Source organism: Streptomyces sp. NPDC055400 (assembly GCF_053644375.1).
This window is the reverse complement of sequence record NZ_JBSHLM010000036.1, coordinates 1-9,796: the sequence shown is the minus strand read 5'-3', so window position 1 is coordinate 9,796 and position 9,796 is coordinate 1. Positions and strand designations below refer to the sequence as shown.

General features: G+C 67.1%; 10 protein-coding genes and 3 pseudogenes. 9 read left to right on the top strand and 4 right to left on the bottom strand.

Annotation, left to right across the window (positions count from 1 at the left end; translation table 11 throughout):
- Positions 1–93: 93 nt before the first annotated feature.
- The 8 genes and pseudogenes from ACWIGU_RS44675 to ACWIGU_RS44640 all read left to right on the top strand — a co-directional run.
- Positions 94–590 (top strand): annotated as a pseudogene (locus ACWIGU_RS44675) (transposase); the annotation flags it as partial.
- Positions 587–1,054: a hypothetical protein gene (locus tag ACWIGU_RS44670; protein ID WP_454407683.1), complete on the top strand. Its 468-nt coding sequence runs from the start codon at positions 587–589 to the stop codon at positions 1,052–1,054. The pseudogene ACWIGU_RS44675 and the gene ACWIGU_RS44670, both read left to right, overlap by 4 nt.
- A 150-nt stretch (positions 1,055–1,204) precedes the next feature.
- Positions 1,205–1,831, top strand: coding sequence for a DUF1349 domain-containing protein (locus ACWIGU_RS44665; protein WP_454407682.1), 627 nt, complete (start codon positions 1,205–1,207; stop codon positions 1,829–1,831).
- A gap of 32 nt (positions 1,832–1,863) precedes the next feature.
- A pseudogene (locus ACWIGU_RS44660) lies at positions 1,864–2,046 on the top strand (IS256 family transposase); the annotation flags it as partial.
- A 235-nt stretch (positions 2,047–2,281) separates the two neighbouring features.
- The gene (locus tag ACWIGU_RS44655; RefSeq protein ID WP_454407681.1) at positions 2,282–3,226 is read left to right on the top strand and encodes a C45 family autoproteolytic acyltransferase/hydolase; all 945 of its coding nucleotides are present in this window, start codon (positions 2,282–2,284) and stop codon (positions 3,224–3,226) included.
- A gap of 351 nt (positions 3,227–3,577) precedes the next feature.
- On the top strand, positions 3,578–4,297 hold the full coding sequence (locus ACWIGU_RS44650; RefSeq protein ID WP_454407679.1) for a DinB family protein: 720 nt from the start codon (positions 3,578–3,580) through the stop codon (positions 4,295–4,297).
- Positions 4,298–4,471: 174 nt separating this feature from the next.
- A pseudogene (locus ACWIGU_RS44645) lies at positions 4,472–5,211 on the top strand (transposase family protein).
- Between the two features lie 158 nt (positions 5,212–5,369).
- Positions 5,370–5,573, top strand: coding sequence for a hypothetical protein (locus ACWIGU_RS44640; protein WP_454407678.1), 204 nt, complete (start codon positions 5,370–5,372; stop codon positions 5,571–5,573).
- Between the two features lie 28 nt (positions 5,574–5,601).
- Here ACWIGU_RS44640 and ACWIGU_RS44635 read toward each other — a convergent pair whose 3' ends face one another.
- From ACWIGU_RS44635 to ACWIGU_RS44620, 4 genes are all read right to left on the bottom strand, one after another.
- Positions 5,602–6,405 carry a transposase gene (locus tag ACWIGU_RS44635; protein ID WP_454407677.1) on the bottom strand — a complete coding sequence of 268 codons (804 nt, stop codon included), beginning with the start codon at positions 6,403–6,405 and terminating at the stop codon, positions 5,602–5,604.
- A 6-nt stretch (positions 6,406–6,411) separates the two neighbouring features.
- A complete protein-coding gene (locus ACWIGU_RS44630; RefSeq protein WP_454407676.1) occupies positions 6,412–7,200 on the bottom strand; it encodes an ISL3 family transposase in 789 nt (262 codons plus the stop codon).
- 103 nt (positions 7,201–7,303) lie between these two features.
- The gene (locus tag ACWIGU_RS44625) at positions 7,304–8,053 is read right to left on the bottom strand and encodes an NAD-dependent epimerase/dehydratase family protein (protein WP_454407675.1); all 750 of its coding nucleotides are present in this window, start codon (positions 8,051–8,053) and stop codon (positions 7,304–7,306) included.
- A 224-nt stretch (positions 8,054–8,277) separates the two neighbouring features.
- Entirely contained in the window at positions 8,278–9,099 is an 822-nt protein-coding gene (locus tag ACWIGU_RS44620; RefSeq protein WP_454407674.1) for an NAD(P)H-binding protein, read from the bottom strand.
- A gap of 87 nt (positions 9,100–9,186) precedes the next feature.
- Between ACWIGU_RS44620 and ACWIGU_RS44615 the strand changes: the two genes are divergently transcribed.
- Positions 9,187–9,606 carry a winged helix-turn-helix transcriptional regulator gene (locus ACWIGU_RS44615; protein WP_454407672.1) on the top strand — a complete coding sequence of 140 codons (420 nt, stop codon included), beginning with the start codon at positions 9,187–9,189 and terminating at the stop codon, positions 9,604–9,606.
- Positions 9,607–9,796 lie beyond the last annotated feature (190 nt).

Below are 9,796 nucleotides of genomic sequence, written 5' to 3'. Positions count from 1 at the left end.
GACCTTGACGCCGTCCGACACAGAGAGGTGGGACCAGTAAGACCAGCCGGTTTCCTCCTCCAACTGTTCGAACCTGACTTCGAGCCCCTCGGCGAGGTGTTCCCGGCCGCACGCCCGCAAAGGTGCTGGGTTCACAAATCCCGCAACGTCACCAACTGCCTGCCCAAGTCCGCCCAGCCCGGAGCGACGAAGGCGATGCAGGAAATCTACAACGCCGAGGACCGCACCACGCCGAGAGGGCGATCGATGCGTTCGCGAAGACCTACGGAGCGAAGTTCCCGAAGGCCGTCGCGAAGATCACCATGGACAGGGAGGAATTGCTCGCGTTCTACGACTTCCCGGCCGCGCACTGGATCCACCTGCGGACCACCAATCCCATCGAGTCGACGTTCTCCACGGTCAAGCTCCGCACCAAGGTCACGCGAGGCGCGGGCAGTCCTGCGGCCGCGCTCGCGATGGTGTTCAAGCTGGTCGAGTCCGCCCAGGCGCGATGGCGCGCGATCACCGGCGCCCACCTGGTGTCCCTGGTCCGCGCCGGCGCGCGGTTCGAGAACGGTGTCCTGGTCGAGCCCGGGGAGCAGGCCGCATGAACCTCGACGACATCCTGCAGAACCCGGACGAACACGTCCGTTTCGCGTCCTACCTCGAACATCTGCAGCAGGCCGCCGGCGCGGACGCGGCCGACCTGGTCGGCCGCGTGCTCACCGATCCGGACCAGACGATGGCCCAGTCCGCCGTGCTGCGGCACCTGGACTGTCAGGCCGCCAACCTCCATCCCGGTCCCGCCTACGAGGAGTGGGCGCAGGCGATGACCCAGGCCACAATCGACCACCCCTTCCTTACTCAGCGCCTGCGGGAGTGGTCACTCTTCCGCGCCGTCACGCTCGGACTGCCCTGGCCGCCGGGTGACCTGCTCGCGTCGTCCAACTGGCTCCAGCTCAAGACCGCCGCCACGACGCACACCGAGGCGAACAAGATCCTCGCCGAAGCGGGCCGCACCAAGCGGATCCGCAACACCGCCAAGACCAGCCTCAACCACCGCAGCGAAAGCTGAACTCAGCCCACCCACTGCTCTTGACTATTGCTCCCGCGCTACGCTCCACGACCTCATCCCCGATGCACGCAGGGTCCGCACACCTTGCCCCAGGCACGCTGCGTACCGGCGTTACGGCTCGTCAATGATCAGACCGCAGGAGGAGACCACATGACCATCTCCGGCAAGGTTCCCGGGCTGCCCTTCTCTCTCTCGCCGTCGTCCGGCGAGGCGTGGACCATCGACGAGGCGACCGCCACGGTGACCGCCGCAGCGAGCGCCCATAGCGACATCTTCATCGATCCGGGAGCGGACTCTCAGCTCAACGCAGAGTCCATGCTCAACGCCGCGACCCTGCTCGGCGTCCCCCCGGACTGTGATTTCCAGTTCAGCGCACGCGTCACGGTCAACTTCGAGTCCACCTTCGACGCCGGCGTGCTGCTCTTGTGGATCGATGACCGCCACTGGGGAAAGCTCTGCTTCGAATATTCCCCAGACCGCCAGCCCATGATCGTCTCTGTAGTCGCCCGCGGCGTCGCGGACGACGCCAACGCCTTCGCTGTCGACGGCCGGACGGTATGGCTGCGCGTCTCCCGGATTGATCACGCCTTCGCCTACCACGCATCCCTCGACGGCAAGGCCTGGCGGATGATCCGCTTCTTCGCTCTCGACGACACGTCCACGCCCGCCTCCATCGGCTTCGAGGCGCAATCGCCGACCGGTGACGGCTGCATGGTCACCTTCGACGACATCCATTTCACCCGCGAGCGTCTGCGCGAACTGCGCGACGGCTCCTGACTCAGGGCCTGGCAGGTGCAGCTCTCACAGCCCGGAGCAAGAGCCGGCGGGCCGCGGGCAGCCCGGCTGCAGCGCTGGCGATGGCCTTCAAGCTGATCGAGTCCGCTCAGCAGCGTTGGCGGGCGGCTACTGCCACCCATCTGGTCGCCCTCGTGCGGGCCGACGCCCGGTTCGATAGCGGCGTCCTGATCGAGCGTCCGGGGGCCGCCGCCTGATCATGCGTCACTCGACCTACAGTGAATGCCAACTGCTTTTGCCGCTCCCGCCTTCTTGACCCCGGCTTCTCCAACGCGGGACACGATCCCTACCCGGAATCGGCCACGCTCGCGTTCAGCGGCTTCACAAGATCCAGCGCCTGGTCGTCACCGATGACGGCCACCTGGTGAATACCTGCCCAATTGGCTAGGTTGCCCTCACCTCATCCGATTCTCACAGGGGGCAGTGGCAGCCGTGCCGCAACAGCACAAGACCTTCCAGGCAATCGAGGTCGGCGACGGCGGCGACGGGCGGTGGGCCGCCTACGCCCGGGCCCTGTGGCAGGAGATGGAGGGCCTGCTGACCGAGGAGGGCCGGACTCCGCAGGGCGCGGATCGTGTTCGGGCGCTGTTCCGTGCGCACATGCCGGAACTGGTCCCGGTTCTGGACCGCCTGGCCAGCCAACTCGACCGGCCCGAGGCGGAAGTCTTCCTCACCCACGCGGCACTGCGGCCGTTCTCCCAGGCCTGCACCCAGATCGGCCAGAACGGCACTCTGCTGCGCAACTATGACCTACGGCCCGATCAGTGCGAGGGGACCATCGTCTCCTCCTGCTTCCTGCGCCCCGTGATCGGGATGCAGGACATGCTGTGGGGCATGCTGGACGGGATGAACGACGCCGGTCTGGCGGTCTCGCTCACCTGGGGCGGACGTTCCGCCTACGGACGCGGCTTCGCCATTCTCATCCTCGTGCGCTACCTGCTGGAGACGTGCGACACCGTCGATGAGGCGGTCGACAGGCTGCGGTCCCTGCCGGTCGCCGTCCCCCAGAACCTCACCCTTGTCGATCCCACCAAGGCGGTGACGGTGTTCGTGGGACCGGATATGTCACCGACGGTGGCACCGGACGCCTGCGCCGCCAATCACCAGCACCTGCCGGTGACCGACGAGCAGGAGCGGGCCATGCAAACACAGGAGCGGCTGCGAACCATCCGCGCCGCGGGCGCGGACGTGGCGGCGATGCTGAAGCCGCCGCTGTATCGATCCGTCGACGAACAGGGGTCGAGAACGCTCTACACCGCCCACTACCGGCCCGTCGAGGGCCTTGCGACGTACTACTGGCCCAGTGAGTCCTGGCAACAGTCCTTCGACGACTTCACACCCGGATCCCGCACCGTGACCTTAGGCCGGGCCAGCTGAGAGGCATTCCGGACTCCTGCTCACCCCTGCACGAAGATCTTGCAAGAACGTGATTTCACCCGCCGCCGACAGGCCCTCCCTCGGCTGGTCCTGCCACGGCCGCACGGTGGACCGGCAGGGGCTCGGCACCGCTCCACTGGCCGCACGAGCACCCCGCCCGATACACCTCGACAAGGCGTCTCTCGCCACGTGGTCACCAATCCACAGGTCTTGACAATTGCTCAAAGAGAACGACGAAGTCAACCACCCCACGACCACGCCGCACAGGTTAAAGATCAAGCTAAGACCTGTCCCATAAGTCGCGACCCGCGGGATGCTGGCTTGTCGGTGCTCGGACCTAATATGCGGAGCATGACGCGGTATGTTGACGACGATCTGCACGGTGTGGAGTTCCGCGAGTGCGACCTGACCGGGGCACGCCTGATCGGCGTCGTCATGCAGGATGCCGTGATCGACGGGCTCATCACCAACCTCGTGGTGAACGGTGTCGAGGTCACCGAGTACGTCGAGGCAGAGCTCGACCGGCGTCATCCGGTGCGGGTGCTGATCCGCTCCGAGGACCCTGCCGATCTGCGCGAGGCAACGCGTCAGCTCCATGCCGGCTGGGCCGCCACGATCGAGCGAATCCGCCGTACGCCCGGCATCGAGCGCCGCAGCGTGAACGACGAGTGGTCGGCGGTGCAGACGATGCGCCACCTGGTCTTCGTCCACGACTCGTGGTTCCGCCGCTGCTGCCTGGGCTCGACGGAGCTGTTCACCCCGATGGGCATCGGGACGACCGTCGAGCCCTACCGTGGAGCGCACGGGCTTGACCTCTCGCTCGATCCGGCCCTCGACGAGATCGTGAGCGTGCGTGACGCACAGGCCGTCGAGCTCGAGGCCTGGCTCGACGAGGTCACCGCGGTGCAGCTCGCAGCGCGAGCGCCGGTGCCCGACGACGATGTCTGGCCGCCGTACGCCCGGGGCCGCTCGGTGCGGCAGTGCCTCGGCACGGTGCTCAACGAGACCTTCGAGCACCATGGTTTCTGCGTCCGCGACCTCGACCTGATCGAGGCACAGGACGCTGAGTAGGGTCGGCTACGGACTCGAGCCAGCCGTGCGGTCTGCCATTGAGGATCTTCCAACCTGGCGCAAATGACTGCGGGTCAGACGGATCTGCAGAACGACGAAGCTCCTGGTAGACGAGTTGTCGACCAAGATCAACCGTCGTTCCAGGAGCTCCGCGCGCTTGTCCACCCGTCGGCCATTGATCTGTCCACCGCGCACCTGCGTCACCTGAGTCGGGTGCTGGCTACGCGACGCCGGGAGACAGGCAGTCGATGGCGGCGACTGACTCCCCAGGGCCAGGCCCTGCTCGCCCTGGCCCATCTGCGGTGCGGCGATACGTACGCGCAGCTCGCGGCCGGGTTCGGCAGCGGGATTGCCACCGTGTACCGCTACGTCCGCGAGGCGATCGACGCCCTGGCCGCGCTCGCGCCGACGCTCGACGAAGCGAGGGAGACGGCCCGCATGAAGGCGTACGTCATCCTGGACGGCACCGTGCTGCCGATCAACCGGATCGCCGCCGACCGCCCCTACCACTCCAGCAAGAAGCGGCACCACGGCATGAACATCCAGGTACTGACCGATCCCTTCGGACGGCTCCTATGGGCCTCGCCCGCGCTGCCCGGCGCCACCCACGACCTGACCGCGGCACGCGAGCACGGCATCATCGATGCCCTCGTCGCCGCCGGCATCAACTGCTGAGCCGATAAGGCGTATCAGGGTGCGGCACCGAACGTCCTAGTCCCGTTCAAGGGGCGCCGCCTCAAGCAGTGGCAACGACGCCACCACACCACCCATCCAAGATCCGCTGCGTCGGCGAGCAGACGATGGCCACGCTCAAGTGCCGGCGCCTCCCGCGCAAACTGCGCTGCAGCACCCACCGCATCACCGCAGTTGTGAAGGCTGCCCTCGCACTACACCTCGCGGCCGCATCACGATGAAAACACCTCAGTTTCATGGACTTCCGCGCTGGTGTGATCGCCTTGGGCCGTGAGTGGTACCGGCGCGTGGCCACTGACCCGACAGCTTCTCTGCGAACCCTGATGTCGTTCAGGCAGCGAACGTCCGGGACCGTTCCGAGGCACTGTTCTACGAGGACGTGAACTATGCAGCCAGCGGGGCGTTCGAACGTATCACGGGTGATGCGGATGCCTTCTACGAAGCCTGGCGCAGGTTCCGCGCGGCTGATACAGAGAGCGACAACGCGGTCGATATGGGCGAGGATTTCGACTTCGACGACGACAGGGAGATGAGCCGTCGGCCTCCCCGTCTGGCCGCCCTGTTCCTTGGCACAAGCCCCTGAAAAGGGTTCTGCCGCAGTTCCGTGAAGCTCAAGGTCGGGTGAGGATGCGGATCCGGAGGAGTCCGAAGGATGCCCGGTTGTACATGCTCCTCTTGATCGTTTTCACTCTGTTCACGTTGCCCTCGACGACGCCGGAACTCCACTCCAGGGTGAGGCCGGTGGTGACGGCGTCGAGGTCATGGCGGAGGAAGCCGGCGAAGCCACGGACAGGTGCGGGAGCGACCTGTTCGGCCTGGCATATCCAGTCCATCAGCAGGTTTCCGCGGCGGTGGGTGACCAGGTCGTGGAAGGTGCGGGCCAGGTCGCAGGCGCGGGTGATGTCCGGGCAGGCGAGGCGGACTTGGAGGAGTCGTTCGTCGTCCTTCGATCGGAGTTCTTCCCGGCGGCACATGATCCACGAGGTGATCTTGCGGGGGCTGGGGATGTCGGAGCGGACGGGTTCGGCTGTGCCGTCGCGGAGGGCGGCGAAGTGTTTGCGGATGGCCTGGACGCTGCCGCGGTAGCCCTGTGCGCGGATCTCTGCGAGGACCTGGGGTGCGGTGACGCTGCCGCCGGTGTCGGTGAAGCGGGCGGTGGCGTATGCCTTGAACGGAGCGAGGACACTGGTGGGGCGTCGGTCGCGGGCGGAGGCGAGGAGGATGTCGAGGTCGGTGTCGCGGAAGCGGCGCACGGTCTTGCGGTCCAGGTGGAGGCGGCGGGCGACGGCGCTGATTGTCCAGCCGGCGTCTACGAGCCGGTGGACGTCGGCGTGACGCTCCCGGGTCCGCTCGATGATCTGAGTGCGGGGCAGTTCGCCGGGCGACAGCGCGGCGAACGTGACGGTCGCCGTCACCGGCACCTAGGTCTCCTCCTCCGTGTGTTTCCGCAGGCAAGAGCGGTGTTGGTGGCAGGTCTTCTCCACGGCCGCACCGAGGTTCTGCAGCAGGTGCCACCGGTCGGCGACCTCCAGGACGTCGGGTGCGGCCTCCTTGATGGCCTTGCTGTAAGCGGTGGCACGGTCCCTGCAAATGATCTCGGCGCCGGGGTGCGCGGTGAGCCAGGCGGAGAATGTGTCGCACTCGCGGTCGGGCAGGACGTCGACGACGCGACCGGATTCGACGTCGACCAGCACGGTGCCGTACCGCTTTCCCTTCCGGAAGGCGAAGTCGTCGACACCGAGGACGCGCGGCGCCCGTTCTGGGACGGGTGGCTCCGTGAGCAGGCCCAGCAGCCGGGTCCGGCCTGCCTTCAGCCGCAGCCGCCGGCACAGCCACTGACCGGGACGACCACCAAGCTCGACGGCGACCGCGTGCTGCCACTGCTTCAGCCCGAGGCTGGAACGCCGGTACCGCTCGCTGAGCTGGGCGACCTGCTCGGCGAACGTCCGCCTCGGACACCGACCGCGGTCGCAGAAGAACCGCCGGACCCGTAACCGCACGGTCAGGCTCCGGCCGTTCACCGGCAGTCCGGCCAGGCTCCGCTCGTACGACGAATGCACCCTCGTCGCCTGCGAGTTGCATCCCGGACAACGTGGTGGTGGCCCGCACGCGACCGCCTCGACGGCCAGCCCATCGGCGGCCTCGGTGACGTGCGTCAACCGCACATCGAAACCGGAGAACAGAACATCAGCGAGCGATTCAACCCCCATGCGCAGGATGTCCCACAGAGGAACGTTCCTGATCCCACGTCTGCTCGTCGTTCCTCAAGGGAAAGGTGCTGCGAGCGCGAGTCGCGTGCGGTGGCTACATGCGTCAGGGCCGAAGGTGCTTGAGGGTGAACTCGGGCTCAGCGTAGGGACCGGCCTGCGCTGCGGTCGGGTCGGCTGGTAGGTCCCCGGAGACGTCCACAGCGTGGACTTCGGCGTTGTCGATGGGGACGTAGGCCAGTTCCGTAACGTCGGGGAGTTTCCAGAAGCGGCGGGTGTTGGCGGAGACGGCGTACGCCGTGGCGAAGCGGGTGGAGGGCGGTGCAGCCAGCGCGGCCCGGATGTAGCCGACGGCGTCGCGCGGGCTCAGCCAGGTCGCCAGGTGCCGGGGTTCGGTAGGTGTGGGCTCGAAGCTTCCAATGCGCAGGCAGATCACCGAGAGACCGAACTTGTCGGCGTACAACTGCCCGAGAGCCTCGACGGCCACCTTGCTCACCCCGTAGAGGCCGTCAGGGCGTGCCGGCTCCTGTGGTCCGGTGAGATGTCCGGCGGGGTAGAAGCCTGTCACACGGTTACTGCTCGCCAGCACTACGCGCTCGATTCCCGTGCGCCGCGCCGCCTCTAGAACGTGGTGCGTGCCCAGCACGTTGGCTTCGAGCAGGTCCGGGAGAGGGGCCTCGTCAGGCACGCCGCCCAAGTGGAGCACGCGGTCGGCTCCCGCGAGGGCCGACTCCACGGCCGCGGCGTCCCGCAGGTCCACGATGTGCACGTCTTCGTTCTCGGCCTGCGGGCGGAGCGGTACGCGGTCGAGCAGGATCAGCCGGGCCGCCTCGTGTCGCAGTGCCTCCCTCACCACAGAACCGATGGTGCCAGCCGCCCCTGTTACCGCCACTGCCCCCAGACTCACTGTGCTCCCCTTGGTTTCGATGCCCCTCGCATTTTCGCGCCCGTTGATCCACTCATCAAGGCGGTGGGGAACTGAGCGAGCAAGGCTGGGCATCTCCTGATCGAGAAGTGGGGATTTTCAATTTCAAGGAGCGCCAACAAGCTCATTCCGCTGCTCAGCGCGCAATACCGTTGCTAGGCGCTTGCTCCCGGGCGCGTGGCGGAGGCGGCTGCAACGGCCGTAGCCAGCGAGTCGCGGGCCGGGCGGCCAAGAAGATCCGTGAGGTCGGGCGCGGTACCGTCCAGGAAGCCGTGTCGGATGCCCGTGGCGATCGAGGCAAGCATGGGCGGCTGGAACGCCAGGAGGCCCGGCGTTGCGTCGAGGAGCCTGCGCCGGTATTCGCCCAGACCGATGGCGCGGTGCGGGACCCCGAGCCGGTCGGCCACCTGACCCGCCGTGATCGGCGTGCCGACGAGGTCATAGATGCGCCCGCTGCGTCCTGCCGGACTCGCCGCAACGATCGCCGCGGCATCGGCGAGATCCTCCCGCGCGACCGCCGCCAGGGCGCCGTCCCCGAAGGCGGACTCGATGCCATCGTCGGCCCACATCAGCAGGCCGCCGAAGAGTTCGGCGTACAGACCGTTGCGCAGGATTGTCCACGGCAAACCGCTCGCCCGCACCAGGTGCTCGGTCGCACGGTGCGCAAGCGCGAAACCGAGATGGTCGCCGGCCGTGGTCAGGCTCGTGTAGACGACATGGCGGACGCCATCGCGGACGGCAGCGTCCAGGACCGCCGCATGACGCCCAACGACTTGGTCATCCTCGGCATAACCGGCGGAGATCAGCAGCAGGGTCGACACCCCGGCGAGATCGAGGCTCACGTGGTCGTCGAAGTCGAGATGCCGCATCCCCTCGCCCGGCGTGCGGCTGCCGCCCGTCGCGGCGACGCCGCGGGCGCGCAGCGCCGCCAGAGTGGCCGAGCCGAGGTTCCCGTTTGCTCCGGTCACCAAGATCATGTCAATCACAGTCTTCCGTCGTGGTTCTCATCGGTAACTACGCTTGATCCTTGATCGCACGCCCACCGGCCACAAGAAGGCAGTTTGATGTCACTCACGCACATCGGGGTAACCGCCCCCGCCGACCTCGACCCCTGCGGACGCGAGGACCACCCCGACTGCGGCATACGCGACGTCCTGGACCGCATCGGCGATAAGTGGTCGGTGCTCGTGATCGTTGAGCTTGCGAGCGGGCCGCGTCGGTTCCGTGAACTGCAGCGCGCCATCGCCGGTATCTCCCAGCGCATGCTCACCCTCACCGTCCGCAGGCTTGAACGCGACGGTCTCGTGCTGCGCACCGTGTACCCGACCGTCCCGGCCCAGGTCGACTACCGTCTGACCGAGACCGGGGCCGGCCTGACCCACCTCGTCAAGGCACTCGCCGACTGGTCGCTCGCCCACCGTGCCGTAATCGCCGAGGCGCGGCGCACATACGACCAGACTCACCCTGACCATGACATCCGCTAACGAGGGCCGCTATCACTGCATATCGGCTACCTGGCACGGAAGCGCTGTTAACAACGTCTCAGCCATTGAAGAGCTCTAGATTCCTGTCGGGCACTTAGGCACTGTTTCTCGGATCTCCTGACATGAGTGGGGAGTTGGAGCCAGGCTGGCGGTATGGGCCGTGGAGATCTGACGAACGCGGAGTGGGATC

Excerpts from the sequence above, each read along its gene's own strand:
- ACWIGU_RS44620 (WP_454407674.1), bottom strand. The coding sequence starts at position 9,099 with ATGATCTTGGTGACCGGAGCAAACGGGAACCTCGGCTCGGCCACTCTG.
- ACWIGU_RS44650 (WP_454407679.1), top strand. The coding sequence starts at position 3,578 with ATGACGCGGTATGTTGACGACGATCTGCACGGTGTGGAGTTCCGCGAG.
- ACWIGU_RS44615 (WP_454407672.1), top strand. The coding sequence starts at position 9,187 with ATGTCACTCACGCACATCGGGGTAACCGCCCCCGCCGACCTCGACCCC.
- ACWIGU_RS44630 (WP_454407676.1), bottom strand. The coding sequence starts at position 7,200 with ATGGGGGTTGAATCGCTCGCTGATGTTCTGTTCTCCGGTTTCGATGTG.
- ACWIGU_RS44665 (WP_454407682.1), top strand. The coding sequence starts at position 1,205 with ATGACCATCTCCGGCAAGGTTCCCGGGCTGCCCTTCTCTCTCTCGCCG.
- ACWIGU_RS44670 (WP_454407683.1), top strand. The coding sequence starts at position 587 with ATGAACCTCGACGACATCCTGCAGAACCCGGACGAACACGTCCGTTTC.